The sequence below is a fragment of the Herbaspirillum lusitanum genome, assembly GCF_046025995.1.
Lineage (GTDB): Bacteria > Pseudomonadota > Gammaproteobacteria > Burkholderiales > Burkholderiaceae_D > Herbaspirillum > Herbaspirillum lusitanum_A.
In genome coordinates, this window is sequence record NZ_JAQQFM010000003.1 from 538670 (window position 1) to 564547 (window position 25878).

A 25878-nucleotide genomic window follows, 5' to 3' on the forward strand; every position below is an offset into this window, starting at 1 on the left:
GCTGCACGAGGGGATATGCATAGCGCCGCCGCTTCTGAGTCAGGTGCTGATTCAGTCAGGCAAGTCGATTTCACCTTCAAATACCGAAACTGCCGGGCCCGTCATCAAAACTGGCTGGCCTTCTCCGGCCCAGGCGATGCTCAGTACGCCGCCATGAGTCTGTACTGCCACCGGCGATTGCAGCGCGCCGCGCAAAATCCCCGCTACGACAGCGGCGCAGGCGCCGGTGCCGCAAGCCAGCGTTTCGCCGGCCCCGCGTTCGAATACGCGCAGATTCACGTGGTGCGCGTCCACCACTTGCATGAAACCGGCATTGACCCGGCGCGGGAAGCGCGCATGGTTTTCTATCAAGGGGCCGTCAATCAAGACTGGTGCCGCCTCGCTGTCGCTCACGATCTGCACCGCGTGCGGATTGCCCATGGAAACCACCGAAATCATGACGGTCTTGCCATTAACCTCCAGCGGCCACAGTTTGTCGCTTGCTTCCGTCTGAGCTTGCAGGCCGGCCGTGTCGAACGGGACCAGCTGCGGCTCCAGTATCGGCGCGCCCATGTTGACGGTGATGCGGCCATCGGCTTCCAGTTGCGGCTCGATGATGCCGGACATGGTTTCAACCCGGATCGCGCGCTTGTCGGTCAATCCCTTATCGGTGACGAACTTGACGAAGGCGCGCGCACCATTGCCGCACTGCTCGACTTCGCCGCCGTCCGAATTATAGATACGGTAGCGGAAGTCGACGCCTGAGCCCTGCGGCTTTTCGACCACCAGCATCTGGTCGGCACCGATCCCAAAGCGACGGTCGCCGATGAACTTCCACTGCGCAGGCGTCAGCTGGATGTCTTGATGAATGGCGTCGATGACAACGAAATCATTGCCGGCGCCGTGCATTTTGGTGAATTTGATCTTCATGTATTGATGATAATTGTTTCGTCGCCATCACGCCGCGGCGGACGAATGTTGATGGTTTGTCGAGCCAGCCTCTGTTTTTCCCTCTATATATTAGAGGCAGTATCGCCGAACTCAATCCTCACTGTCTTTGTTGTAGACGCCAGGCATGCCGGGAGGGCGGGTCTTGAAGCGCTTGTGCGCCCAGAAATATTCGGCAGGGGATTCCTTCACGCGTTCTTCGATGAAGGCATTCATGCGCCGCGTGGCGGCCACGATATCGTCGCCCGGATAATCCTGCCAGTCCGGATAGAAGGTGGTCTTCCAGCCGCGATAGCCGGGCAGGAAAGTCGTGATCACCGGAATCACCTTGGCGTGGGTGGTCGCGGCAATGCGTGCCGGCGCCGTCAAGGTGGCTGCCGGTACGCCGAAGAAGGGGACGAATTCCGAATCGCGTGGGCCAAAATCCATGTCCGGCAGCATGATGAAAGGCAGGCCTTCGCGCATGGCGCGGATGATGGGCTTGACGCCTTTTTCGCGCGACAACAAGGTCACCGGCCGAAAACGCGAGCGGCCCCTGAGCAGCGCCTGATCCACGACTTCATTCTGTTGCCGGGCATAAATGGTGCAGACCGAATAATCCGAGTTGAGCACCAGCGCGATGCCAGGAATCTCAAGGCAGACGAAATGCGGGCACAGCAGGATCACCGGTCCGGAGTTCAGCGCGTCAAAGGGAATGCCGGGCTCGACCTTGATCAGTCGGCGCAGCCGCGCTTCCGACGCCCACCACAGAATGCCGCGTTCCAGCGCGCTGCGCGCATAAGCCTTGAAATGCCCGCGCGCAATCTGCTCGCGCTCGGCTTCGGTCTTTTCCGGAAAGCACAGGTGCAGATTGGTCAGCGTGATCTCGCGGCGCGGTTTCATGATGATGTAAAGCAAGGCGCCCAGCGCTTCGCCCATGCGGCCGAGAATCGGCAGCGGCAGCCAGTGCAGCAGCCACATCAATCCAATCAGCGCCTTCATTGCGCGGCTCCCGGCGGCGCCACACCTTTTGGGGTCTTGTAGCGGTTATAGCTCCATATATATTGCGCGGGGCAGCGTGCGATCAGTTTTTCCATCGCCAGATTGATGGCGCGCGCCTGCTGCTCGGGTGTCTCGCCCAGGTCTTCGTCGAAGGGCACGAAGCGAATGACATAACCACGGCCAAAAGGCAGGCGTTCGGCATACGACAGAATGATAGGCGCCTTGCTCATCTGTTGAAGCTTGGCGGGCAGCGTCATGGTGTAGGCCGGCTTGCCGAAGAAATCGGCCCATACGCCTTCGCCGTTTTGCGGCACCTGGTCCGGCAACAAGCCGATGGCCTGGCCGTTCTTCAAGGCTTTCAGCAGCGTGCGCACGCCTGACAGATTGGCCGGCGCCAGATGCAGATTGGCACGCGCGCGGGCGCCTTCGATCAGCGGCTTCAATGCGGCTTTACGCGGCGGACGGTACAGCGCGGTCAGGGATGTTCTGGTGGCAATGCTCTGGGCGATGATTTCGAAGCAGCCGAGATGCGGCGTCAGAAAGATCACGCCGGTTTGGGCGTCCAGCGCAGCTTGTGCCAGTTCCCAGTTCTCGATTTGCGCGGTGCGCAACACGCGCGTGGGGGATGCGCACCAGATGAAGGGCAGTTCGAAAATGCTTTTGCCGGCTTCGGTGATGGCCTGCGTCAGATGCCTGCCGTGAGCGGCGCGCTTGATATTCTGTTTGAGACGGCGCCGATATGAAGGCGACGCCAGATAAACGACCCACCCTATCAACATCCCGATCAGATGCAGCAGGGGCAACGGCAAAAAAGAGAGCAGGCGGAATAAAGAAAAAAGCATACTTGCCGTTAATGGAGGGGAGATTCAGAGGCGAAATTGCTGAAAAATTTCAAGAGGCGTAAAATAGCACAAGCCGTCGAGTTAATGACAACTTGCGAGACGGGATACAAATTTCGCTAAAGCGTCGCAGGCACGGTGGGATTGGCCGCGACATGGTTAATCCACTCGTTAAAAGGGGCCTGCAATGTCCAACGAATTTCTCTTTACTTCCGAATCCGTCTCCGAAGGCCATCCAGACAAGGTAGCCGATCAGATCTCTGACGCGATTCTGGATGCCATCTTCACACAAGATCCACAATCCCGCGTTGCCGCCGAGACTTTGTGTAATACAGGTCTGGTCGTGCTGGCCGGTGAAATCACTACGCGCGCCAATGTGGACTACATCGATGTTGCGCGCGAAACCATCAAACGCATCGGTTACGACAATGCCGATTTCGGTATCGACTACAAGAGCTGCGCAGTCTTGGTCGCGTACGACAAGCAGTCGCCGGACATCGCCCAGGGCGTGGACGAAGGCAAGGGTGTGGATCTCGAGCAGGGTGCGGGCGACCAGGGCTTGATGTTTGGTTACGCCTGCAATGAAACGCCGGAATTGATGCCTGCCGCCATTTATTACGCGCACCGCATCGTTGAGCGTCAGTCCCAGTTGCGCAAGGATGGCCGTCTGCCATGGCTGCGTCCGGATGCTAAATCGCAGGTCACATTGAAGTATGTCGATGGCAAGCCGGTCGCAATCGACACCATCGTGCTGTCGACCCAGCATGCGCCGGAAATGGAGCAAAAGGCGATCCATGAAGCGGTCATCGAGGAAATCATTCGTCCGGTAGTGCCGGCTGAATGGGTCAAGAACACGCGTTACCTGGTCAATCCGACCGGCCGTTTCGTGATTGGCGGTCCGCAAGGCGATTGCGGCCTGACCGGTCGCAAGATCATCGTCGATACTTACGGCGGTGCTGCACCCCACGGCGGCGGCGCGTTCTCCGGCAAGGATCCATCCAAGGTTGATCGTTCGGCAGCTTATGCCGGTCGTTACGTGGCGAAGAATATCGTCGCCGCCGGTCTAGCCGAGCGTTGCCAGATTCAGGTGTCCTACGCCATCGGCGTGGCCAAGCCGACTTCGGTCATGGTGACTACTTTCGGCACCGGCAAGATCAGCGACGAAAAGCTGGAGCAACTGGTGCTGGAGCATTTCGACCTGCGTCCAAAGGGCATCGTGCAGATGCTGGATCTGCTGCGTCCGATCTACGCCAAGACCGCTGCCTACGGCCATTTCGGCCGCGAAGAGCCGGAATTCACCTGGGAGCGCACCGACAAGGCTGCTGCCCTGCGCGCGGCCGCCGGTCTGTAATAGCAACATCAACAGGGATTTATCGGCACTGACCCGGGTTTATAAGTTGTCCGACCCGCGTTAAAATGTCGTTCTGACTGCATCGATGGAGACAAACTCCATCGATGCAGTTTTCACCTCCGCCTGTGGGCATTGCGTGCGGAGGGGCTGTTCAGCCATCTACAATGCCTTGCTGCATCAAGGAGCGTTGCGACGGGGAAACCTGCCAGGCTTGATGTGGTCAAGATGCTCAACCCATCTTAGCAACTGCGCTCACGTTACTTTTTTTCTGATTTTCCATGAAAGGAGGGCGTGAAGAACGCCGCAGTCATGACTACCAATTCCAATTTTCAAGACTATGTGATCGCCGATATCGGCCTGGCGCAATGGGGCCACAAAGAGATCAAGATCGCTGAAACTGAAATGCCCGGCCTGATGGCCATCCGTGAAGAATTCGCTGCTGCACAGCCGCTCAAGGGCGCGCGCATCACCGGCTCGATCCACATGACCATCCAGACCGCAGTGCTGATCCAGACGCTGGAAGCGCTGGGCGCCAAGGTGCGCTGGGCTTCCTGCAACATCTACTCGACCCAGGATCACGCTGCCGCTGCGATTGCCGACAAGGGCACGCCGGTGTTCGCATTCAAGGGCGAGTCGCTGGACGACTACTGGGATTTCACGCACCGCATTTTTGAATGGCAGGGCGGCGAGAATGAACAGGCCAACATGATTCTGGACGACGGCGGCGACGCCACCCTGCTGCTGCATCTGGGCACGCGTGCTGAAAAAGACGCATCGGTGCTGAACAACCCGACGTCGGAAGAAGAAATCTGCCTGTTCAATTCGATCAAGAAAAAGCTGGCGACTTCGTCCAACTGGTATTCCACCCGTCTGGCCCAGATCAAGGGCGTGACCGAAGAAACCACCACCGGCGTGCATCGCCTGTATCAGATGCACAAGGAAGGCAAGCTGGCCTTCCCGGCCATCAACGTCAACGACTCGGTGACCAAGTCCAAGTTCGACAACCTGTACGGCTGCCGTGAATCGCTGGTCGACGGCATCAAGCGCGCGACCGACGTCATGATCGCCGGCAAGGTTGCTGTCATTGCCGGTTACGGTGACGTCGGCAAGGGTTCGGCGCAAGCCATGCGAGCTTTGTCGGCGCAAGTCTGGGTGACTGAAATCGATCCGATCTGCGCACTGCAGGCGGCGATGGAAGGCTACCGCGTCGTCACCATGGATTACGCTGCCGAACACGGCGACATCTTCGTCACCTGCACCGGCAATTACCATGTGATCACGCACGATCACATGAAGAAGATGAAAGACCAGGCCATCGTCTGCAACATCGGTCACTTCGACAACGAAATCGAAGTCGCCGCACTGAAGCAATACAGCTGGGAAAACATCAAGCCGCAAGTCGACCATATCATCTTCCCGGATGGCAAACGCATCATCCTGCTGGCGGAAGGCCGTCTGGTGAACCTCGGCTGCGGCACGGGTCACCCTTCGTATGTGATGAGCTCTTCCTTCGCCAACCAGACCATCGCTCAGATCGAACTGTTCGTGAACACCAAGAACTATCCGGTCGGTGTCTACACCTTGCCCAAGCATCTGGACGAGAAGGTCGCGCGTCTGCAATTGAAGAAGCTCAATGCGCAATTGAGCACCTTGACCACCGAGCAGGCGTCGTACATCGGCGTGAGTTCCGAAGGCCCTTACAAGCCTGAGCACTACCGCTACTAATCGCAAGGCCCCGCCTATTTGCGGGCACGGTTGCGTGGAACATTGCGCGACCGTGCCTTGGATGCGGCGAGGCCGGCGAGGTGTAACCGACGCTTCAACTGATATCGGGCTGCTGCTTCTGCTTCTGCTTCTGCTGAATCAGCCGCCTCTTGTTTTATTCCTTCGTAGCGATATCTCCGTTATATCCGGCGTTGACGCAGCCAGTCCGTGCGCCGCCGGCTTCAAACGTTCAATGTTCTGAAAGGATTGCCATGCTGTTATTGCTGACCTGGCTGATCAATGCGCTGGCGCTGCTGGCGGTTCCCTATCTCTTGCATTCGGTGCAGGTCGACAGTTTCGGTTCCGCACTGCTGGCGGCGCTGATCCTCGGCTTCGTGAATACCCTGGTGCGTCCGGTGCTGGTGCTGCTGACGCTGCCGGTCACGGTGCTGACGCTGGGCCTGTTCATTCTCATCATCAACGGCCTGATGTTCTGGGTGGTGGCGCAACTGGTGGGCGGCTTTCATGTCGCCGGATTCTGGGCGGCGGTCGGCGGTGCGCTGTTGTACAGCATCGTGTCCTGGGCCTTGTCTACCTTGTTGCTGAAATCCGGGAAGAAGTAATGACACAGCACAATTTCAGCATCGAGTTCTTCCCCCCCAAGACGCCGGAAGGCGCTGAAAAGCTGCGCGCCACGCGGGCGCGGCTGGCGGAACTGCACCCCAAGTATTTTTCAGTCACCTTCGGCGCCGGCGGTTCTACCCAGCAAGGCACGCGCGACACCGTGCTGGAAATCATGGCAGAAGGTCATCAGGCGGCGCCGCATCTGTCCTGCATCGGCAGTTCGCGCGAAAGTCTGCGCGCCATTCTGAACGACTACAAAAGTCAGGGTATCCGTCGCATCGTCGCGTTGCGCGGCGATTTGCCGAGCGGCTATGGCGCCATGGATCAGGCGTCCAGCGAGTTTCGCTACGCCAATGAACTGGTGGAATTCATCCGTGCCGAAACCGGCGACTGGTTCCGGCTGGAAGTGGCGGCCTATCCTGAAATGCATCCGCAAGCCAAATCGCCGCAGGACGACGTGCAAAATTATGTGCGTAAGGTGAAGGCCGGCGCCGATGCTGCGATTACCCAATACTTCTACAACGCGGATGCCTACTTCCGTTTTGTCGACGAGGCGGCCAAACTGGGCGTGAACGTGCCGGTGATCGCGGGCATCATGCCCATCACCAATTACACGCAACTGATGCGCTTCTCTGATATGTGCGGCACCGAGATCCCGCGCTGGGTGCGCCTCAAGCTGGCCAGCTACGGCGACGACGCCGAATCGATCCGCGCTTTCGGTCTCGATGTGGTGACGCAGCTGTGCGAGCGCCTGCTGCAAGGCGGCGCGCCCGGCCTGCATTTCTACAGCCTGAATCAGGCCAATGCCACGCAGGCGATCTGGCAGCGGCTGGTGAAGTAGGGCGTCGACTCCGTTTCAGGCGCCCGATCTTGTTGAAAAGAAAAAAGCCGGACTTGTCCGGCTTTTTTCTTTGGGCTCGGCTTCTGGCATCCGTAATCTGCACCGGGCATGTCAGTTGTCGTTCTTTTAATTTTCATCCGTCAGTATCAGGTCGAGCGCGATGTCATGCGGCTCAGAATAAAAATCCGCGCGTGAAAACGCATAGGCCACGCCGACCGCAACAGGTTTGTCCGGCAGCGCCAGTGTGCGGTCGTAAAAGCCGCCGCCGTAGCCCAGTCGCATACCGGCCTGGTTGAAGCCGACGCAGGGAATCAGCAAGGCCAGCGGCTTCATCAGCTCAGCCGCGGGCGGCGGCACCGAGGTGCCTAGTGCATCTTTTTGCAGCACATCTCCGGGTTGCCAGCGACGAAACTCCAGCGGCTGATCTTTTTGTGTGACCACCGGCAGCGCGAGGTGCACGCCTTTGGCAATCAAAGCGTTATAGGCCTGAAACAAATCCGGTTCCTTGCGGATCGGATGAAATACGCCAAGACTGCCAATCCGATGTTCCTCGCACCAGGCGATCACCCGTTCGCAGATGCGGGCGTCGGACGTGTGTTTTTCTGCTTCGGACAGCGCTTTCCGGCGCGCCAGCAAGGCCGAGCGCAAGGCTGTCTTGGTTTCGGCGGTGCTGGTGTTGCTGCTGCTATCGGCAACGCTGGCGGTCGTCGCGGAGGCGCTTGATTCACGGGGTGTTTCCGCCGCCGTTTTGCGCGCTGTTTCAGCAGTGCCGCATGCTATCCTTGATGAAGTCATTTGTTTCACTTTGAGGTTGTACAAGAATGCGCCAGAAGAATCACCCGTTCAAGAAATGCCTGATTTCACTGTCTCTGGCCGCCATCGCCGTGCTTGGCGTGGCGTCTGCAGCGCAGGCGCAAAAACGATTGTCTGCGGGTGCTTCTGCCGACGATACCTTCATGGCGCTGCGCGAAGCGGCGCGTAATGACAACGCGGCGCTGGCGCTGGATCTGGCGGCGCGTCTGCCCGGCTACGACATCCCGTCCTACGTCGACTATTATCGGCTCAAACCGCGCGTGCGCGACTATACCGCGCCGGAACAGGAAATCCGCGATTTCCTGACGCGCTACGACGGCACCGCCATCGGTGACCGTCTGCGCAACGACTGGCTGCTGGCGCTCGGCAAGACCGGCAACTGGGTCACCTTTGATGAACAATATCCCAAGTTTGCGCTGGACGACGACACCCAGGTCAAGTGCTTTGCGCTCAACTCGCGCGCGGTCAAAGGGCAAAACGTCGCCGATGAGGCGCGTGCCTTGCTGGTCTCCCCCAAGGACTACGGGCAGGGTTGCAGCGAGCTGATTGCGACGCTGGCGCAGAATCATCAGTTCAGTGACGCCGATGTCTGGGGGCAGATTCGTCAGGCGGCTGAAAACGGCAACAGCGTGGTGGTGCGCCGCGCTGCAGTGCTGCTCGACAACGGCGACGTCAGCCTGCAGCAGGCGCTCGACAAGCCGGCCCTGATCGCGGCGCGCGGTCCGGGTCGCGGCGCGACCAATCATCAGACTTACATTATCGCTTTGGGGCGGGTGGCGAAAAACAATCCGGCGCAGGCCGCCAATTTTCTGAATAGCAACGGCAACCAGCTGACCGCGCAGGAGCAGGCCCTGGGCTGGGGGCAGATTGCGCTGGCGGCATCCTACAAGCTGGCGCCGGAAGCGCTCGATTACTGGCGCAAGACCAAGGACGCGCCGCTGTCGCAGGACGCGATGCAATGGAAGGTGCGCATGGCCTTGCGCGGCGGCGACTGGAAGATGGTGCGCGCCACCATAGAAGGCATGCCGCAGGGATTGCGCAGCGACATCACCTGGGTCTACTGGCTTGGCCGTGCGCTCAAGGAAGATGGCCTGAACGAGGCGGCGCGCCGCCAGTTTGAATCGATTTCACAGAACTTCAGCTTCTACGGCCAGCTGGCGCTGGAAGAGCTGGGCCAGAAGATCACCATTCCGCCCGGCCCGGTGCCGCCAGGCGCCGGCGAGGTGGCGGTCATGGCGCAGAATGAGGGCTTCAGACGTTCCCTCAAGTTCTATCAGTTGAATCTGCGCTTCGAAGCGATCCGCGAATGGAACTGGGAGCTGCGCAAGATGAACGATCGCCAACTGCTGGCTGCGGCCGAATTTGCGCGCCAGAGCGACGTGCTGGACCGCATGGTCAGCACCTCCGACAAGACCCGTACCGAATTCGATTTCACGCAGCGCTTCCCGGCGCCGCATCTGGGTGAAATGACAGCGGCGACGCGTCCGCTGGGCATGGAAAACGCCTGGATCTATGGCCTGATCCGTCAGGAGTCGCGCTTCATCAAGAACGCCAAGTCCTACGTCGGTGCTTCCGGGCTGATGCAATTGATGCCGGCGACCGCCAAGTTCGTCGCCAAGAAAATCGGCATGACCGAATTCACGCCGGATCAGGTCAACGACATCAACACCAATCTTTTGCTCGGCACCAGCTATCTGAGCATGGTGGTGAATAATCTGGAGGGCTCGGAGACCATGGCGACCGCCGGTTACAACGCCGGCCCGGGGCGGCCGCGCACCTGGCGCTCGACCTTGCCGCGCACGGTGGAAGGCGCGATTTTCGCTGAAATCATTCCCTTCAACGAAACGCGCGGCTACGTCAAGAACGTGATGTCCAACGCGACCTACTATGCGGCCATGTTTGAAAACCGTCCGCAATCCCTGAAACAACGCATGGGCAGCGTGGCGCCCAACAGCAACGTCGCCACCGATCTGCCTTGACCGAAAGAGTGTGATCCGGCGCGCGGCGCCAGCCAATGTCGGCTGAGCGTCCGCGTTGCGCCGTAAGGGAGAACAATATGGCTGTACGCAAGATACTTGTGATCGGCGGTTCCGGCTTCATCGGCAGCCGGCTGGTGCGTCTGCTCGGCAGCAGTACCGACTATCGCGTGATGGTGCCGACCCGGCGCTACGAGCGCGCCAAGCATCTGCTGGTGTCGCCGGTGGTCAGCGTAGTGGTGGCCGACCTGAATGACGAGGCGACCCTGTCGCGACTGGTGGCAGAGTCCGATGCCGTGATCAATCTGATCGGCATACTGCATTCGCGGCCGGCACGCGGCGGCAAAGCCTACGGCCCTGATTTCGACTACGCGCACGTCGAACTGCCGCGCCGCATCGCCGCCGCCTGCGTTCGACATGGCGTGCCGCGCTATCTGCACATGAGCGCACTGGGCGCAGCGGCCGACGGTCCTTCCATGTATCAGCGTTCCAAGGCCGCCGGCGAGCGCGCGGTGCTGGACGTCGCCGCCACCGCATCGCCGGCGACGCCGCTGGAGGTCGCGATCCTCCGTCCTTCGGTGGTATTCGGCGAAGGCGATAACTTCCTCAACATGTTCGCCGCCCTGCAAAAGAAATTTCCCGTGATTCCGCTGGGCAGTGCCAACGCGCGTTTTCAGCCGGTCTATGTGGGCGACGTGGCGCAGGCTTTCTTCAATGCGCTGCAACTGCCGCATTGCGCCGGCAAGATTTACGAGCTGGGCGGCCCGACCGATTATTCCTTGCGGCAGCTGGTGCAACTGGCCGGCTGGTATTCCGGTTGCTCACGCCCGATTTTTGCGCTGCCGCCGGCGCTCGGCTATTTGCAGGCCCTGATGCTGGAGCACCTGCCCGGCAAGCTGATGAGCCGCGACAATGTAGCCTCGATGCGGGTGGATAATCTGACTTCCGGGCCGATTGCCGCCGAGTTGCGCATCACGCCGACTTCGCTGGAAACCGCTGCGCCGCTATATTTGTCGCCGCGCGATCCGCAGCGCCAGTTCGACATTTATCGCAGCAACGCCAGACGCTAGGCATCAACAATAATCCACGCAGTTCCGCCACAGAAAGAACCGACATGCAGAACACTGAACTTGATCCGGTATTGTCCGAAACGCTGGCCAGGGCCGGCAGGCACCAGCCGACGCTGGTGATCGCCAACAAGAATTATTCCTCATGGTCGATGCGGCCATGGGTGGTGATGACGGCGTTCGACATACCGTTCAAGGAAGTGCGCGTGCTGCTGGATCAGCCGGATACCGCGAACCAGATCGCGCAGTTCACCGGTTCCGGCCGGGTGCCGGTGCTGCTCGACGCCGACATTGCCATCTGGGATTCGCTGGCGATCTGCGAATATCTGGCCGAGCAATTTCCCGAGCGCGGTCTGTGGCCGCAAAGCACCGAGGCGCGCGCCATCGCACGCAGCATCACCGCTGAAATGCATTCCGGCTTCACCGGCCTGCGCAGCGCCATGAGCATGGATATTCGCGGACGCTATCCGGGCCAGGGGCGCACGCCGGAAGCGCAGGGCGACATCGGTCGCATCTGTGAAATCTGGGAGGACTGCCTGTCGCAGTTCGGCCACCATGAATTTCTGTTCGGCGATTTCTCGATTGCCGACGCCTTCTATGCGCCGGTGGCAATGCGCTTCCGCACGTATCAGGTGTCGCTGGCGCCGGCCTTGCAGGCTTATGTGGACAGGCTCAGCGAACATCCCGCCGTGGCGCGCTGGATCGCCGAAGCGCTGGCCGAAAAAGAAATCCTGCCGGACCACCGCTGAGCATGAAAATCTACACCGTCGGCGGCGCAGTGCGCGACGGCTTGCTGGGCTTGTCGGTCCAGGATCGCGACTATGTCGTGGTGGGCGCGACGCCGGAGGAAATGCTGAAGCAGGGCTATCGCGCGGTCGGCAAGGACTTCCCGGTATTTTTGCATCCGCAGACGCAGGAAGAATATGCGCTGGCGCGTACCGAACGCAAAACTGCGCCCGGCTATAAAGGTTTCGCTTTTCACGCCGCGCCCGACGTCACGCTGGAAGACGATCTGGCGCGGCGCGACCTTACCATCAACGCCATCGCCCAGGCCGCCGACGGCAGCCTGATCGACCCTTATCACGGTCAGCGCGATGTGCAGCAAAAGATTTTCCGCCATGTCTCCGACGCCTTCATCGAAGATCCGGTGCGCATATTGCGGTTGGCGCGTTTTGCTGCGCGCTTCGCCGATTTCAGCGTCGCGCCTGAGACCAATGCCCTGATGCAGCGCATGGTGCGCGATGGCGAAGTCGATGCGCTGGTGCCGGAACGCGTGTGGCAGGAACTGGCGCGCGGCCTGATGGAGCAGAAGCCTTCGCGCATGTTCGAGGTGCTGCGCGCCTGCGGTGCGCTGGAGCGCATCCTGCCCGAACTGAATGCCTTGTGGGGCGTGCCGCAGCCGGAACAACATCATCCCGAAATCGACACCGGCGTGCATGTGATGCTGGTCGTGGATTGGGCTGCGCAACAGGATTACGCCTTGCCGGTGCGCTTCGCTGCGCTGCTGCACGATCTGGGCAAGGGCACCACGCCCGAGGACATGTGGCCGCGCCATCATGGGCACGAAGCGCGCAGCGCCAGGCTGGCGGAGCAAGTCTGTGTGCGTCTGAAGGTGCCGGGCGACTGCCGCGATCTGGCGCTGATGACGGCGCGCGAGCATGGCAATGTCGGGCGTGCTTTCGAGATGCGTCCGGCGACGCTGGTTACCCTGTTCGGTCGTTGCGATGCCTTCCGCAAACCGCAGCGCTTTCTCGACATGCTGCTGGCGGCGCAATGCGACCATCGCGGCCGCTACGGTTTTGAAGAGCGCCCGTTTCCGCAGGCGGCTTATTTGGAAGGCGCCTTGAAAGCGGCGCAGGACATCGATGCCGGCGCCATCGCCGGCCGTCATCAGACGCAGCCGCAGAAAATCCAGGAAGCGATTCAGCTCGCGCGCAGCGCGCGCGTGGCCGAGTTTGTTGCGGTGTATCGCAAGCTTCATCCGCAGACGGCGCCTGCCGCAGATTGATGGCGGCAGCGATTGGTCTACACTGTGCGCCATATTGACGATTCAGACGCCGATGTTCAAACGACTTTCACACTGGTTCAACAGCATGCGCGGCAAGGCGAGGCCGGAGGCGGGCGTGCCTGTCGCTGCGCAAACCGGCGTGGTGGTGGAGTCGAAGAAATCGGATCGTTCGCTGATCCTGGTCAAGGAATTGTCGCCGCGCGCGCGGCGTCACATGCTGCGCCATTTTCTGGCGCTGGAAGAGAAGGACCGGCTGCTGCGTTTCGGCACCAAGCTATCCGATGAAATGGTCACGCGCTACGTGGAAAATATCGACTTCGCGCGCGACACCGTGTTTGGCGTCTACGACCGCAAACTGCGTCTGCTGGGCGTCGGCCATCTGGCTTTTGCGCCACGCGAAAAGACCCGCATCAGCGGCGCCACCATCAAACCGGTGGTGGCTGAATTCGGCGTGTCGGTAGCGGCTGCGGCGCGCGGCATGGGTGTGGGCAGCAAGCTGTTTGAGCGGGGCGCGATGCGTTGTCGCAATGTCGATGTCGATACCTTGTACATGCATTGCCTGTCGTCCAACAAGGTGATGCTGCATATCGCCAAGAAGGCGGGGATGGAAATCCAGCGCGACTACGGCGAAGCCGATGCCTATCTGAAGATTCAGCCGGCCAGCTCGGTCTCGGTGTTTCAGGAGGCAATGGAAGAACAGGTGGCAATGCTGGATTACATCGTCAAGGCCAATATGCGCGCGCTGTTCAAGTGGATCGCCAGTCTCAGCGGAAAGAACAAGCCGCGTTCCTGAACGTCTGCACCGGAGTTTTTTTCAGACGCGGCCGGTCTGCTGCGCAAGCTTCGCTCTTCAACATTGCTCCGCTTCGCATTCTGCGTGCTTGATCCCGCGCAGCCTGCCAGTCGGCAAAACGGCGCATAATATCGCCATCTCTTTGAAACGAAACCCTGTGCCATGGACAACGTCAATACCGACGACTTTTTTGCCACCGTCGCCACCAAATCAGACAGCGGCGCACTGCGCGGCGATTACACCCATGCCGACGCCAACTATGTGGTTGCGCAAAACTGGGATGCCTATACACCCGAACAGCATGAACTCTGGCGCAAGCTGTATCAGCGTCAGGCCAAGCTGATCCCCGGTCGCGCCTGCGATGTGTTTATCGAAAGCCTGAAGGCGCTCGACGTGTCGCAGGGCATCCCGCGTTTCGATCGCACCACCGAGGCACTGTACAAGGCGACCGGCTGGCAGCTGGTGGCGGTGCCGGGTCTGGTGCCCGACCATACCTTCTTCGATCATCTGGCCAATCGCCGCTTCCCGGTCACGGTCTGGCTGCGCGAGCCGCATGAGTTCGATTACATCGTCGAGCCGGACGTGTTCCACGACTTCTTCGGCCACGTGCCGCTGCTGTTCAATCCCATCTTTGCCAACCATTTGCAGGAATACGGCAAGGGCGGCCTGAAAGCGCTGAAGCTGGATGGTCTGGCTTCTCTGGCAAGACTTTATTGGTACACCATCGAATTCGGCCTGATTCAAAGTCCGGAAGGTTTGCGCATCTACGGCGCCGGCATACTGTCGTCCGGCGGCGAGGTCGAGTACTGTCTTACCAATCCGCAACCGCGCCGGATTCCGTTTGAGCTGGAGCGGGTGATGCGCACCTTGTACAAGATCGACTCGTATCAGGAAACGTATTTCGTCATCAAGGATTTCGAGCAACTGTTCAGTGACACGGCACCCGATTTCACGCCCTTGTATGAACGCCTGAAGACGCAGGAAGTCTTGGCCGCCCATACCTTGTTGCTGGGCGAAATCAATTTGCCGCCGGCCTGATTTCTCGGTTGGTCGGGATCAAAAAAATGCCGCGCGATGCGGCATTTTTTTGTCTGATCGACAAGTGTGCGCTGACAGGCGAACGCCTGAAATCAAAGCGTACAGACGAAAAAAAGCGGACTTGGAGGGGAAGGCCAAGTCCGCGAGCTAGTGGTGCTTTCAACACTAGAGGGGAGGAACCTTGTACAGAGTGGTGGGGGATACCAAGCGCTGTTCAAGTGAGACTCATTAAACGCCAGCCCCGCCTGTCGACCAATTTCTTTTACCAGCTGTTACACCTGCTGCGCATTTGGTAACAATTGTTCTGATGGAAATTTTCAGAGAAATTCACTGAGCATCGACTCGCATTTCTGTTGCAACTCCTCTCCTCGCCGACCCCGCAGCCCGCATTTTTTACCTCGTACATTTTTCTGCCAGGCTCGCTTGATGCGTCGCCTGCATGATTGGTTTGCTCACGCAATGCGCTGTCCATTTCGGACCATTTCGTATTGCGCCGTGCGTAGCGCGCCCAAATGGCTTGTGCTAATGTAGCTCCCACTAAAACAAAGAAACCTCGCCCACAAGGCGCAAGAGTTTTTACGCGCCTGTCTTCATTGTGAGCAGGTGCATGTGCAAGCAAAGACACGATTTTTGCCACGGAGACTGCATGAACGCACCCCTGACTTCCGGTCAACGCTTGTTGCTGGACGATGTATCCCTCGACGACAAATACGCGCTTGAGCGCGGCCGGGTTTTCATGACCGGTATCCAGGCGCTGATCCGCCTTCCCATCCTGCAACGGCAATACGACCAGCGCGCCGGCCTCAACACCGCGGGCTTCATCACCGGCTATCGCGGCTCACCGTTGGGCACGGTCGATCAGACTGCGGAGAAGGCCAGAAAATATCTCGACGCCCAGCACATCAGATTTCATCCCGGCATGAACGAAGACCTGGCCGCGACCAGCGTGTGGGGCACGCAGCAGGTCAATCTGTTTCCGGGCGCGCAATACGACGGCGTGTTTTCGCTGTGGTACGGCAAGGGGCCGGGCGTCGATCGCTGCGGCGATGTCTTCAAGCATGCCAACATGGCGGGCACGTCGAAGCATGGTGGCGTGCTGGTGATTGCCGGCGACGATCATGCCGCCAAGTCTTCCACCACCGCGCATCAGAGCGAACACATCCTGAAGGCCTGCGGCATACCGGTGCTGTATCCGTCCACGGTGCAGGAGTATCTGGACTACGGTCTGCACGGCTGGGCCATGAGCCGCTATACCGGGCTTTGGGTGTCGATGAAATGCGTGACCGATATCGTTGAGTCGGGCATGTCGGTGATGATCGACCCCGATCGCGTGAAGATCGTGTTGCCGGAAGATTTCGACCTGCCGGCCGATGGCCTCAACATCCGCCAGCCCGATACCGTGCTGGAGCAGGAAGCGCGGATGAACAATCACAAATGGTATGCCGCGCTGGCCTACGCACGCATCAACAAGCTCAATCAGATCATCTGGGACAGCCCGCATGCGCGCATCGGCATTGTCACCGCCGGCAAGTCTTATCTCGATACGCGGCAGGCGCTGGATGATCTCGGCATCGACGAGCAGGTGGCGCGCGACATCGGCATTCGCCTGTACAAGATCGGCATGACCTGGCCGCTGGAAGCGGAAGGCGTGAAGGAATTTGCGCAAGGTCTGGAGGAAATTCTGGTGGTCGAAGAGAAGCGCCAGATCCTCGAATATCAATTGAAGGAAGAGCTTTACAACTGGCGCGACGACGTGCGTCCGCGCGTGGTTGGCAAGTTCGACGACACCGGCGAATGGAGCGGATCGCATCGCGAAGGCCACGGCAACTGGCTGTTGCCGGCCACCTATGAGCTGAGTCCGGCGCAGATTGCGCGGGCGATTGCGGCGCGCATTTCCAAGTACTTCGCCGGCCATCCGGTGGAGCAGCGCGTGCGCGCCCGCATTGCTTATCTGGAGGCCAAGGAGGCCACGCTTAACGTGAGCACCAAGGCCGATCCCAACAAGGATCGCATTCCGCATTTCTGTTCCGGCTGTCCGCACAACACCTCGACCCGCCTGCCCGATGGCAGCCGCGCGCTGGCAGGCATCGGTTGCCACTACATGGTGACCTGGATGGATCGCGAGTCCAGCATCTTCACCCACATGGGCGGCGAGGGCGTGACCTGGGTCGGGCAAGCGCCCTTCACCGATGAAAAGCACGTGTTCGCCAATCTCGGCGACGGCACTTATTTCCATTCGGGTTTGCTGGCGGTGCGCGCATCGGTGGCGGCCAAGGTCAATATCACCTACAAGATTCTGTACAACGACGCGGTGGCGATGACCGGCGGCCAGGAGTTCGACGGGCCGCTTGATCAGGCCATGATTTCGCGTCAGTTGGCAGCGGAAAACGTGCGACCCATCATCGTCGTCACCGACGAGCCGGACAAATATCCGGCCGATACACGATGGGCCGAAGGCGTCACCATCCGCCATCGCAGCGAGCTGGATGCGGTGCAGCGCGAGCTGCGCGAAGTGCCCGGCGTTTCCGCCATGATTTACGACCAGACCTGCGCCTCGGAAAAACGCCGTCGCCGCAAACGCGATGCCTACCCCGATCCGGCCAAGCGCGCCGTGATCAACGAGGCCGTCTGCGAAGGCTGCGGCGATTGCAGCGTGCAATCGAACTGCCTCTCGGTCGAGCCGCTGGAAACCGAGTTCGGACGCAAGCGCCAGATTAATCAATCCTCGTGCAACAAGGACTATTCCTGCGTCAACGGTTTTTGTCCCAGCTTCGTCACGGTGGAAGGCGGCAAGCTGAGAAAACCCAAACGCGTGCAGGCTACGGCAGCGGGCGCGGCAGATGAAAGCCCTGCAAGCCCGAAATTACCCGAGCCCTTACTGCCTTCGCTGGCGCAGCCTTACGGCATCATTGTGACCGGCATCGGCGGCACCGGCGTCATCACCATCGGTCAGATCGTGGCGATGGCCGCGCATCTGGAAGGCAAGGCCTGTTCGGTGCTGGACATGAGCGGCCTGGCGCAAAAGGGCGGGCCGGTGATGTCGCACGTGCGCGTGGCGGATCATGCCGATCACTTGCATTCAACCCGCGTCGGCACCGGTGCGGCCGATCTGGTGATCGGCTGCGATGTCATCGTGACGGCCAGCCGCGATGCGCTGTCGCGTATGGGCGAAGGCCGCACGCATGCCGCCGTCAATTCGGCGCAGACGCCGACCGCCGCCTTCGTGCGCAATCCCGACTGGCAATTTCCCGGCGCTTCGGCCGAAGGCGAAATCAGCAAGGCCTGCGGCGCCGGCAATCTGGCGCTGGTCGATGCCGGCCACATCGCCGGCGCGCTGATGGGCGACGCCATCGCCACCAACATGTTCATGCTCGGCTATGCCTGGCAACAGGGCTGGGTGCCCTTGTCGGAAGCGGCTCTGTTGCGCGCCATCGAACTCAATGCGCTGCAGGTGGAATTCAACAAGCAGTCCTTCGGCTGGGGCCGCGCCGCCGCACACGACCTCGACGCGGTACTGGCGGCAGCCAGGCGCAACGGCATGACGGCGCAGGTGATCGAGTTCAAGCGTGCGCCGGTGCTGGAAGAAGTGGTGGCGCGCCGCGTCGCATTTCTCACGGATTATCAGAACCCCGCCTATGCGCAGCGCTACGCAGAATTCGTGGAGATGGTGCGCGCCTACGAGAGTGCGCTGGGCGATGCCGGCAAGCCGCTCAAGCTGACGCAGGCGGTGGCGCAGTATCTGTTCAAGCTGATGGCCTACAAGGATGAGTATGAAGTCGCGCGGCTCTACACCGCGCCGGCCTTCCGCGAAAAAATTGCCGGCATGTTCGAAGGCGATTATCAGATCAAGTTTCATCTGGCGCCGCCGCTGCTGGCCAAGCACGACGACAAGGGCCATCTGATCAAGAAACAATACGGCCCGTGGATGATGCGCGCCTTCGGCGTGCTGGCGAAATTCAAGTTCTTGCGCGGCAGTGCGCTCGATCCCTTTGGGCATACCGCAGAGCGCAGACAGGAGCGCGCGCTGATCGATGAGTATCGCGACACACTGACGCGCCTGCTCAGGAATCTGAGCGCGGAAAATCTGGTGCAGGTGACAGCAGTGGCGCGCATCCCTGAAGACATCCGCGGCTATGGCCACGTCAAGGAGCGCCATCTCAAGGCCGCGAAACAGAAGGAAGCCTCGCTGCTGCGCATGATCGAACATCCAGAGCTGCGCGACATCAGCGTGGTCGGTATGCCTGCAGGGCCGGAGGGCGGTGGGAAGAGGGCTGCCTGAAGATTCGGGAGGCGGCGGAGGCCGAGACGTCCTGTTGTACCTGAGTGTCTGGCTGAGCCGGGCTCTGTCGAAAGTCAGAGCCCGGTGTCGTTTCAGCGCGGTCGCGAAGCTTAAACCAGGCGCCCGCCGCTCACCCGTTCTATCCCCGCCAGATCGCGCCAGGATTGCACTTCGGTGAAGCCTGCCGCATTGAGCAGCGCACGCACCGGCGCTGCCTGATCGTAGCCGTGTTCCATCAGCAGCCAGCCGCCGGAATGCAAGTGATTGCCTGCGCCGGCGATGATGGTGCGCAAGTCGGAGAGACCGTCCTGATGATCGGTGAGTGCGTCTACGGGCTCAAACCGCAGGTCGCCTTGCGACAGATGCGGATCGCCGGCGACGATGTAGGGCGGATTGGAGGCGATGAGGTCGAAACGTGCCGGCGCTTGCGCGTTTGCATTGCTTGTGGCGAGTGCCGCATACCAGTCGCTCAGCACGAAATTGACGCGCGCCTGATTGCTCGCAGCATTGTCGCGTGCAACGGCCAGGGCATCGGCGCTGGCATCCAGCGCGGTCACCGAGGCATCCGGCCGCGTATGTGCAACTGCCACCGCAATCGCGCCGGAGCCGGTGCCCATGTCGAGCAGACTGCCTTGTTGCGGCAGCCGTTCCAGCGCCAGTTCAACCAGCAATTCAGTGTCGGGCCGCGGGATCAGCACGGCCGGCGTGACCTTGAACACCAGCCCGTAAAACTCGCGTGCGCCGACGATGTAGGCGATCGGTTCGCCGTGCAGGCGGCGCTCATACAGCTGCGTCAGCAAGGCGGCTTCGGCGGCATCCAGCTGTCGTTCGGACTGGGTGATCAGTTGCACCCGTGTCAGCCGCAGCGCGTGGCACAGCAGCATGCGATTTTCCAGCGCGTCCAGCGGCGCCGCCTTGAGGGCGGCGGCCAGCGTGTTGCCGGCAAAGTCGGGGAGTTTCAACTGAGTTTGCGGAAAAAGAATCAGCGCACGATCAGCGGCGCTTGAACAGCACGCGTGCCAGTGCCAGGCCAAGAATCACGAACCAGATCAGCGACCATTGCGGAATCGACAGGCCGAATAGCGGCGGCAGCGGTGCTGCGCACAGGCCATCGGCCTGGAACATCAGCGGAAACATGTTGGCCGGAGCGATGTGATTGAGCGAGGTCTCCAGCGGGTCGATGCCGCAGGACACGCCAGGATGCGCCTTCACCCACAGATGCCAGCCGGCGGTCGCGGCGCCGCCGATGGCGGCCAGCACGCCGAGACCGGCGCCGATGCGTGTCGCGCCGCGCGGCAGGAAGGCGAAGATGAGGCAGACCAGCGCAATCACGCAGAACAGATAACGCTGGATGATGCACAGCGGGCAGGGCTGCATTTCTTCAACGATTTGCAGATACAGGGCCGCGCCCAGCAGCGCGATGCAGATGGCCGCGATCAGCAGCAACAGGGGTTTGGATGACTTCATGAGAGCGCTCGCTTTGATATGAGTTATGAGCCGGGTAATCAGTGATGCAGCACATTCAGGCAATGAGATTGAACCGTGGCGACTGAACCGCGGCGGACCGGTAAAACTGCATCTCAGAGGGACCGCCATGGTTTTGGTTCCCGCGCCGGCCCGGCTTTACACGCCTCGCCGACGCTGCATTCCAGGTCGCTGGAACAGGCAGAATCATACGCCTGCTTGGCCGATTCTTGCTGACACCGGGCTGTCGTACCTGGCTGGGATCAGGCGTCGTCGCCCAGTTGCGCCAGCAATTCGGCCTGATGTTCGGTGATCAGCGAATTGGTGAGCTCGTCCAGATCGCCGTCCATGATGAAGTCCAGCTTGTACAAGGTCAGGTTGATGCGGTGATCGGTCATGCGCCCCTGCGGGAAATTGTAGGTGCGGATGCGTTCGCTGCGGTCGCCCGAGCCGATCAGCGACTTGCGCGTGGCCGCTTCCTTGGATTGCTGCTCGCGCAGCTGCACGTCCTTGATGCGCGCCGCCAGCACTTTCAATGCGGAGGCCTTGTTCTTGTGCTGGCTGCGGTCGTCCTGGCATTCCACCACGATGCCGGTCGGCATGTGGGTGATGCGCACTGCCGAGTCGGTCTTGTTGATGTGCTGGCCGCCGGCGCCCGAGGCGCGGTAAGTATCGATGCGGATGTCGGCCGGGTTGATGTCGACGTCTTCGACCTCATCGGCTTCCGGCATCACGGCCACGGTACAGGCCGAGGTGTGGATGCGGCCCTGGGTTTCGGTGGCCGGCACGCGTTGCACGCGGTGGCCGCCGGATTCGAACTTGAGCCGCGAATAGGCACCGAAGCCGACGATGCGGGCGATGACTTCCTTGTAGCCGCCGACTTCCGAATCGGACGAAGACACGATCTCGACCTGCCAGCGATTGCGTTCGGCGTAGCGCGTGTACATGCGCAGCAGGTCGCCGGCGAACAGCGCCGATTCGTCGCCGCCGGTGCCGGCGCGGATTTCCAGAAAGATGTTGCGCTCGTCGTTCGGGTCCTTGGGCAGCAGCATCTTCTGCAGATCGCCTTCCAGCGCTTCCATACGCGCCTTGGCGCTGTTGATTTCATCCTGCGCGAACTCTTTCATGTCCGGGTCGGACAGCAGCTCCTGCGCGGTTTTGATATCTTGCGCGGCCTGCGTGTAATTGCCGTAGAGCTCCACCAGCGGACCGAGCTCGGCATGTTCGCGCGTCATCTTGCGGAAGTTGTCCATGCTGGCGGTGGCGTCTTCCTGCGCCAGCAGGCTGTTGAGTTCTTCCAGGCGTTCGGCCAGCTGGTCGAGCTTGGCAAGCATTGAAGGTTTCATGGGCGATTCGGTATCCGGTGAGCGGTGAGGCTGAATTTGAACGTGAGACCTGATGTGATGCAGGGCTGCGGCAGCGAGGTGAGCGGAGTATTAAAGGGAGCTGCCGGAGCGGGCCGACCGGCGAGGCCGGCAGTGGATTGCCGGGCGGCAATCAGAAGAGGGTAACGCTAACGCTTGGTGCGGAACAACTGCGGCAGCAGCGTGACCAGCTGGCTGCGCTGCTCGCCTTGCGCGTGATGCAAGGCCTGTTGCGGGCCGTGCAGGAATTTGGCGGTGAGACCCTTGGACAGTGCTTCGAGCACGGCTTCCACATCGTCGCCCTTGGCCAGCATGCGGCGCGCGCGCTCCAGCTCGGCCAGACGCAGGGTCTCGCCGGTCTCGTGCAGATCCTGAATCAGCGGCACCATGGCGCGCGTGTCGATCCAGTGCATGAAGGATTGCACGCGGGTTTCGATGATGGCTTCGGCTTGCGCCACGGCGGCCTGACGGTTTTCGACACCGCTTTGCACCACAGTTGCCAGATCGTCCACGGTATAGAGGAACACGTCGTCCAGACGGCCGACTTCGGATTCGATATCGCGCGGCACGGCCAGATCGACCATGAAAATCGGTTTGTGACGACGCGCCTTGACTGCGCGTTCGACCAGGCCGAGGCCGATGATGGGCAACGAAGAGGCGGTACAGGACACCACGATGTCGAACTCGGCCAGGCGCGTCGGCAGATCTGCCAGACGCAGCGCCGAACCGTTGAAGCGGTGCGCCAGCGTCTCGCCGCGTTCCAGCGTACGGTTGGCGACGGTCAGGGATTTCGGATTCTGCGCCGCGAAGTGGGTGGCGCACAGTTCGATCATTTCACCGGCGCCGATGAACAGCACGTTCTGGCTGGCGACGGAATCGAAAATGCGTTGCGAAAGTCGCACGGCAGCCGCCGCCATCGACACGCTGTGAGCGCCGATTTCGGTGGTGGTGCGGACTTCCTTGGCAACCGCAAAGGTGCGCTGGAACAATTGATGCAGATAAGTGCCGAGGCCGCCGGCGGCGTCCGCCTGGCGTACCGCATCTTTCATCTGACCCAGAATCTGCGGTTCGCCCAGCACCATCGAATCCAGCCCGGAGGCGACGCGGAAAGCGTGGCGCACCGCATTGTCCTGCGGCAGGGCGTAGAGGAAGGGACGCAGGTCGGCGTAAGGCAGACGGTGGAAATCCGCGAGGAAATGCGCGGTGCTGTCGATAGCGCTGTCAAAGCCGCCGTCAGGAGCGGTGCTGGCAGCGTATAACTCGGTGCGATTGCAGGTGGAGAGAATCGCAGCTTCGCCGGCCGGCAGCAGATTCGTTGCATTTTCGCGACCGCCGAACCATGCACGCGCCGCCGCCACCGCCTGACCGATCTGGTCAGCCGGAAACGCAACCTTCTCGCGCAGTGAAACCGGCGCGGTGGTGTGGTTGAGTCCGACAGCGAGCAATTGCATAGATAGGCGCCGCGCGTAGGCAGCAGTAAGCTAAAAAATCGAAGTAATTCGGGGCATTTCGACTCGACATTATACCTGTTGGGCAAAAAGGGGATTGGTTCCCTGCTGATAATAGGTATTCACATCTGATATAGATCATGTTTTGACATATGCGCAACAAGTTGCTGCGCATAAAGATCGGGCTGTTCCAGATCGGGGAAGTGGCCGCAATCATCAAAGCCGATCAGTTCTGCATGCGGCAAATACCCCAGCAGCGAAGCAGGCGGCGTGGCGCGATGCGAACGATCCAGCGCGCCCCAGATGACGGTGCAGGGCTGCATCGGTATCGTTATCGGCATTGGCATTGGCGACTCGATCGCCGCTCGCACCGGCAGGCGGCTTTCACGCAACAGGCCTTGTACCACGCCAGCCAGAAACAGCCGCCTTGCTTGAAGGACTGTGCCGTCGTCTGCGTAAAGCTGCCCATGTCGGCATGGGTCGGCAAAGCGCTGCGATACCAGCGCGTCGCCAGCGTCCGGCGCGCTGCCCAGGTGATCAGCTGGCCTGCCACGGGAACGCGTAAAGGCAGCGGGATCATGCGATAGGCCCAGGCTTGCATGTGCGGCAAGGACGGCGTTTGCGTCAGCATCAGGCTGGCGATGCGCTGAGGCTGCAATTGCGCGGCCCTGATCGCATAGAGGCCGTTGGCGCAACTGAAGGCCAGCGTTGCGCGCGGAATGTGCAACTGCGACAGCAGATCCAGCACGACCTGCGCGCCCTCCTGCAGCGAATGGCCATAGCCGGCGGTCGGCAGGGAAAAGCCGAATCCCGGCATGTCGAAAACAATCACGCGCAAGCGCGGTGTGAGCAATGCCATCAGCCGGGTGTAATGGGCGACCACGTTGGGGCCGTCGGGTGTGAAGACGACGCAGGGTTTTTCGTTGTTGCCCGCATCGCTGTCGAGCAGATAGAGGCGGCCGGCGGCGGTTTCCAGCATGCGTCCTGTCGGTGGCAGTCGACGCGATGTGGCGGTGCTGAAGCGCGTCAGCAGATAGTCGCTCAGCGCGCCGGGGAGGCCGGCGTATTTCATCTCAGCCTTGGTCGTCATCTTCGGACGGCGGGATGGCGCGCGCAGCGGCAGTTTTACCGCCCAGTTGTTCCAGCTGATAGCCGTAGCCGTACACCGGCGCCAGGCGATAGCCGCGCTCGGGGCGCAGCTGCAATTTGTTGCGCACGCGCGAGATGTGGGTGTCCATGGTGCGGGTCGGCAGTTCCGGCTCGGCGCCCCAGATCTGTTCCTGGATATAGGCGCGCGACAGCGGACGATCCTGATTGCGCAGCAGCAGCAAGGCCAGCTCGAACTCCTTTTGCGTCAGCACGATGTCCAGGCCTTCCAGGCTGGCGCGGCCCGAGCGCTGGTCGAAACGGTAGGCGCCGATGGCGATGATTTCGCCGGCAGTCTGCTGCGGATAGCAGCGCCGCAACAACAGATCAACCCGTGTATTCAGATCGCTGCGGCGCAGCGGCTTGATCAGATAATCGTCGGCGCCAGCCTGCAACAGCTCATGCAGCAAGTCTTGTTGCGCGTGGTTGGCGAGCAGCAGCACCGGAATGCCGTTTGTTTGCGATTGCGCAGCTGCTTCGTTCGCCATGGACGGACTTTCCGCCTGGCTGTCGTGGCCGGCGGCCGCGACCGGCTGCTGTTTCAGCCAGAGCAGCAACTCGGTGAGTTTGCCGCCTGTACCGTATTCCAGATCGATCACCAGCAAATCGGGCAGTGCGGCCAGCGTGGCCTCATGCCGCACATCCTGGGTAGTGCGGTAGACGCGGCAGTTGTGCGCGGACAGGGCGGCGAGCAAGGTGGCCGCTGCAGTATCGGTAGTATGGGCAGCCCCGGCAGGCAGATTGGCGCGGGAGGATGGACGGGCGTCGGAGCCAGCGGCTGCCTCATGCAGCAAGAGCAAGCCCAGCTTCATGGTATTGAGCAGAGCAGAGAGCTGATCACGCCGGCCTCAAGCATCGCGCCAAAAAACAAGCCGCTCATTCCCGGCCGGCCCGGCAGAGTCCGGAACCATGAGAGATGAGCGGCGGCATGCATCGGATCAGAGATGCTCAGGTCGGCGTTTCGGCGTCCGGCAGCACCACGTTCACGTCCAGCACTTCGAGATTGCCCTGGCGATCCAGAGAAATCTTGATGTCGTCGGCATTGACCTTGGTGTACTTGGAAATGACCTCGATCAGTTCCTTGTGCAGCGCCGGCAGAAAGTCGGGGCCCTGGCGACCGTTGGAGCGTTCGCGGGCGATGATGATCTGCAGCCGTTCCTTTGCTGCGGAGGCGCTTTTGGGCTTGGCCGGAAACAGGAAAGAAAGCAGGGACAT

General features: G+C 60.8%; 23 protein-coding genes and 1 riboswitch. Of the genes, 11 read left to right on the top strand and 12 right to left on the bottom strand.

The genetic code is table 11. The features are described from left to right. Nucleotides 1-51: 51 nt before the first annotated feature. The 3 genes from dapF to PQR62_RS08295 all read right to left on the bottom strand — a co-directional run bounded on the left by dapF (nt 52) and on the right by PQR62_RS08295 (nt 2750). On the bottom strand, nt 52-909 hold the full coding sequence (dapF, locus tag PQR62_RS08285) for a diaminopimelate epimerase (protein WP_408156696.1): 858 nt from the start codon (nt 907-909) through the stop codon (nt 52-54). Nucleotides 910-1020: 111 nt separating this feature from the next. Beyond that, a complete protein-coding gene (locus tag PQR62_RS08290; protein ID WP_408156698.1) occupies nt 1021-1908 on the bottom strand; it encodes an LpxL/LpxP family acyltransferase in 888 nt (295 codons plus the stop codon). After that, nucleotides 1905-2750: a lysophospholipid acyltransferase family protein gene (locus PQR62_RS08295; RefSeq protein ID WP_408156700.1), complete on the bottom strand. Its 846-nt coding sequence runs from the start codon at nt 2748-2750 to the stop codon at nt 1905-1907. The genes PQR62_RS08290 and PQR62_RS08295 overlap by 4 nt, the downstream gene beginning before the upstream one ends. A 184-nt stretch (nt 2751-2934) precedes the next feature. Between PQR62_RS08295 and metK the strand changes: the two genes are divergently transcribed. From metK to metF, 4 genes are all read left to right on the top strand, one after another. Continuing rightward, nucleotides 2935-4098, top strand: coding sequence for a methionine adenosyltransferase (gene metK / locus PQR62_RS08300; RefSeq protein WP_408156702.1), 1164 nt, complete (start codon nt 2935-2937; stop codon nt 4096-4098). A 173-nt stretch (nt 4099-4271) separates the two neighbouring features. Then, nucleotides 4272-4359: riboswitch (S-adenosyl-L-homocysteine riboswitch) on the top strand. 48 nt (nt 4360-4407) lie between these two features. Further along, on the top strand, nt 4408-5823 hold the full coding sequence (ahcY, locus tag PQR62_RS08305) for an adenosylhomocysteinase (protein ID WP_408156704.1): 1416 nt from the start codon (nt 4408-4410) through the stop codon (nt 5821-5823). Between the two features lie 251 nt (nt 5824-6074). After that, nucleotides 6075-6425 (top strand): phage holin family protein, encoded by a 351-nt coding sequence (locus PQR62_RS08310; RefSeq protein ID WP_408156706.1) that lies wholly within the window; start codon nt 6075-6077, stop codon nt 6423-6425. Then, complete coding sequence (gene metF / locus PQR62_RS08315; RefSeq protein ID WP_408156708.1) at nt 6425-7267, top strand: methylenetetrahydrofolate reductase [NAD(P)H]; 843 nt, start codon at nt 6425-6427, stop codon at nt 7265-7267. Before PQR62_RS08310 ends, metF begins: the two co-directional genes overlap by 1 nt. A gap of 126 nt (nt 7268-7393) precedes the next feature. On the opposite strand, the gene PQR62_RS08320 is transcribed toward metF, so the two are convergent. Further along, entirely contained in the window at nt 7394-8062 is a 669-nt protein-coding gene (locus tag PQR62_RS08320) for a 5-formyltetrahydrofolate cyclo-ligase (protein ID WP_408156710.1), read from the bottom strand. 26 nt (nt 8063-8088) lie between these two features. Between PQR62_RS08320 and PQR62_RS08325 the strand changes: the two genes are divergently transcribed. The 7 genes from PQR62_RS08325 (at nt 8089) to PQR62_RS08355 (ending at nt 19241) form a co-directional block, all read left to right on the top strand. Then, a complete protein-coding gene (locus tag PQR62_RS08325) occupies nt 8089-10059 on the top strand; it encodes a lytic transglycosylase domain-containing protein (RefSeq protein ID WP_408156712.1) in 1971 nt (656 codons plus the stop codon). 77 nt (nt 10060-10136) lie between these two features. Continuing rightward, complete coding sequence (locus PQR62_RS08330; protein WP_408156714.1) at nt 10137-11126, top strand: complex I NDUFA9 subunit family protein; 990 nt, start codon at nt 10137-10139, stop codon at nt 11124-11126. 44 nt (nt 11127-11170) lie between these two features. After that, nucleotides 11171-11872, top strand: coding sequence for a glutathione S-transferase family protein (locus PQR62_RS08335; RefSeq protein WP_408156716.1), 702 nt, complete (start codon nt 11171-11173; stop codon nt 11870-11872). Between the two features lie 2 nt (nt 11873-11874). Beyond that, a complete protein-coding gene (locus tag PQR62_RS08340) occupies nt 11875-13131 on the top strand; it encodes a multifunctional CCA addition/repair protein (protein ID WP_408156719.1) in 1257 nt (418 codons plus the stop codon). A 52-nt stretch (nt 13132-13183) separates the two neighbouring features. Continuing rightward, nucleotides 13184-13924, top strand: a complete 741-nt coding sequence (locus tag PQR62_RS08345) for a GNAT family N-acetyltransferase (RefSeq protein WP_408156721.1) — start codon at nt 13184-13186, stop codon at nt 13922-13924. 162 nt (nt 13925-14086) lie between these two features. Continuing rightward, nucleotides 14087-14962: a phenylalanine 4-monooxygenase gene (phhA, locus tag PQR62_RS08350; RefSeq protein ID WP_408156722.1), complete on the top strand. Its 876-nt coding sequence runs from the start codon at nt 14087-14089 to the stop codon at nt 14960-14962. A gap of 646 nt (nt 14963-15608) precedes the next feature. Continuing rightward, a complete protein-coding gene (locus tag PQR62_RS08355; protein WP_408156724.1) occupies nt 15609-19241 on the top strand; it encodes an indolepyruvate ferredoxin oxidoreductase family protein in 3633 nt (1210 codons plus the stop codon). Between the two features lie 110 nt (nt 19242-19351). Here the strand turns inward: PQR62_RS08355 and prmC are convergent, their stop codons facing one another. From prmC to minE, 8 genes are all read right to left on the bottom strand, one after another. After that, nucleotides 19352-20203, bottom strand: a complete 852-nt coding sequence (gene prmC / locus PQR62_RS08360) for a peptide chain release factor N(5)-glutamine methyltransferase (RefSeq protein WP_408156727.1) — start codon at nt 20201-20203, stop codon at nt 19352-19354. A 31-nt stretch (nt 20204-20234) separates the two neighbouring features. Continuing rightward, the gene (locus tag PQR62_RS08365; RefSeq protein WP_408156729.1) at nt 20235-20708 is read right to left on the bottom strand and encodes a disulfide bond formation protein B; all 474 of its coding nucleotides are present in this window, start codon (nt 20706-20708) and stop codon (nt 20235-20237) included. 260 nt (nt 20709-20968) lie between these two features. Then, nucleotides 20969-22051 (bottom strand): peptide chain release factor 1, encoded by a 1083-nt coding sequence (gene prfA, locus PQR62_RS08370; protein WP_408156731.1) that lies wholly within the window; start codon nt 22049-22051, stop codon nt 20969-20971. 167 nt (nt 22052-22218) lie between these two features. After that, nucleotides 22219-23520 (bottom strand): glutamyl-tRNA reductase, encoded by a 1302-nt coding sequence (gene hemA / locus PQR62_RS08375; RefSeq protein ID WP_408156734.1) that lies wholly within the window; start codon nt 23518-23520, stop codon nt 22219-22221. A gap of 119 nt (nt 23521-23639) precedes the next feature. Then, nucleotides 23640-23864, bottom strand: a complete 225-nt coding sequence (locus tag PQR62_RS08380) for an alpha/beta fold hydrolase (protein ID WP_408156736.1) — start codon at nt 23862-23864, stop codon at nt 23640-23642. Further along, nucleotides 23849-24607, bottom strand: a complete 759-nt coding sequence (locus tag PQR62_RS08385; RefSeq protein ID WP_408156739.1) for an alpha/beta fold hydrolase — start codon at nt 24605-24607, stop codon at nt 23849-23851. The genes PQR62_RS08380 and PQR62_RS08385 overlap by 16 nt, the downstream gene beginning before the upstream one ends. Then, nucleotides 24591-25475 (bottom strand): response regulator transcription factor, encoded by an 885-nt coding sequence (locus tag PQR62_RS08390; protein ID WP_408156742.1) that lies wholly within the window; start codon nt 25473-25475, stop codon nt 24591-24593. The genes PQR62_RS08385 and PQR62_RS08390 overlap by 17 nt, the downstream gene beginning before the upstream one ends. A gap of 136 nt (nt 25476-25611) precedes the next feature. After that, nucleotides 25612-25878 (bottom strand): cell division topological specificity factor MinE, encoded by a 267-nt coding sequence (minE, locus tag PQR62_RS08395; RefSeq protein ID WP_408156744.1) that lies wholly within the window; start codon nt 25876-25878, stop codon nt 25612-25614.

Excerpts from the sequence above, each read along its gene's own strand:
- dapF (WP_408156696.1), bottom strand. The coding sequence starts at position 909 with ATGAAGATCAAATTCACCAAAATGCACGGCGCCGGCAATGATTTCGTT.
- PQR62_RS08290 (WP_408156698.1), bottom strand. The coding sequence starts at position 1,908 with ATGAAGGCGCTGATTGGATTGATGTGGCTGCTGCACTGGCTGCCGCTG.
- PQR62_RS08295 (WP_408156700.1), bottom strand. The coding sequence starts at position 2,750 with ATGCTTTTTTCTTTATTCCGCCTGCTCTCTTTTTTGCCGTTGCCCCTG.
- metK (WP_408156702.1), top strand. The coding sequence starts at position 2,935 with ATGTCCAACGAATTTCTCTTTACTTCCGAATCCGTCTCCGAAGGCCAT.
- ahcY (WP_408156704.1), top strand. The coding sequence starts at position 4,408 with ATGACTACCAATTCCAATTTTCAAGACTATGTGATCGCCGATATCGGC.
- PQR62_RS08310 (WP_408156706.1), top strand. The coding sequence starts at position 6,075 with ATGCTGTTATTGCTGACCTGGCTGATCAATGCGCTGGCGCTGCTGGCG.
- metF (WP_408156708.1), top strand. The coding sequence starts at position 6,425 with ATGACACAGCACAATTTCAGCATCGAGTTCTTCCCCCCCAAGACGCCG.
- PQR62_RS08320 (WP_408156710.1), bottom strand. The coding sequence starts at position 8,062 with ATGACTTCATCAAGGATAGCATGCGGCACTGCTGAAACAGCGCGCAAA.
- PQR62_RS08325 (WP_408156712.1), top strand. The coding sequence starts at position 8,089 with ATGCGCCAGAAGAATCACCCGTTCAAGAAATGCCTGATTTCACTGTCT.
- PQR62_RS08330 (WP_408156714.1), top strand. The coding sequence starts at position 10,137 with ATGGCTGTACGCAAGATACTTGTGATCGGCGGTTCCGGCTTCATCGGC.
- PQR62_RS08335 (WP_408156716.1), top strand. The coding sequence starts at position 11,171 with ATGCAGAACACTGAACTTGATCCGGTATTGTCCGAAACGCTGGCCAGG.
- PQR62_RS08340 (WP_408156719.1), top strand. The coding sequence starts at position 11,875 with ATGAAAATCTACACCGTCGGCGGCGCAGTGCGCGACGGCTTGCTGGGC.
- PQR62_RS08345 (WP_408156721.1), top strand. The coding sequence starts at position 13,184 with ATGTTCAAACGACTTTCACACTGGTTCAACAGCATGCGCGGCAAGGCG.
- phhA (WP_408156722.1), top strand. The coding sequence starts at position 14,087 with ATGGACAACGTCAATACCGACGACTTTTTTGCCACCGTCGCCACCAAA.
- PQR62_RS08355 (WP_408156724.1), top strand. The coding sequence starts at position 15,609 with ATGAACGCACCCCTGACTTCCGGTCAACGCTTGTTGCTGGACGATGTA.
- PQR62_RS08365 (WP_408156729.1), bottom strand. The coding sequence starts at position 20,708 with ATGAAGTCATCCAAACCCCTGTTGCTGCTGATCGCGGCCATCTGCATC.
- prfA (WP_408156731.1), bottom strand. The coding sequence starts at position 22,051 with ATGAAACCTTCAATGCTTGCCAAGCTCGACCAGCTGGCCGAACGCCTG.
- hemA (WP_408156734.1), bottom strand. The coding sequence starts at position 23,520 with ATGCAATTGCTCGCTGTCGGACTCAACCACACCACCGCGCCGGTTTCA.
- PQR62_RS08380 (WP_408156736.1), bottom strand. The coding sequence starts at position 23,864 with ATGCCAATGCCGATAACGATACCGATGCAGCCCTGCACCGTCATCTGG.
- PQR62_RS08385 (WP_408156739.1), bottom strand. The coding sequence starts at position 24,607 with ATGACGACCAAGGCTGAGATGAAATACGCCGGCCTCCCCGGCGCGCTG.
- PQR62_RS08390 (WP_408156742.1), bottom strand. The coding sequence starts at position 25,475 with ATGAAGCTGGGCTTGCTCTTGCTGCATGAGGCAGCCGCTGGCTCCGAC.
- minE (WP_408156744.1), bottom strand. The coding sequence starts at position 25,878 with ATGTCCCTGCTTTCTTTCCTGTTTCCGGCCAAGCCCAAAAGCGCCTCC.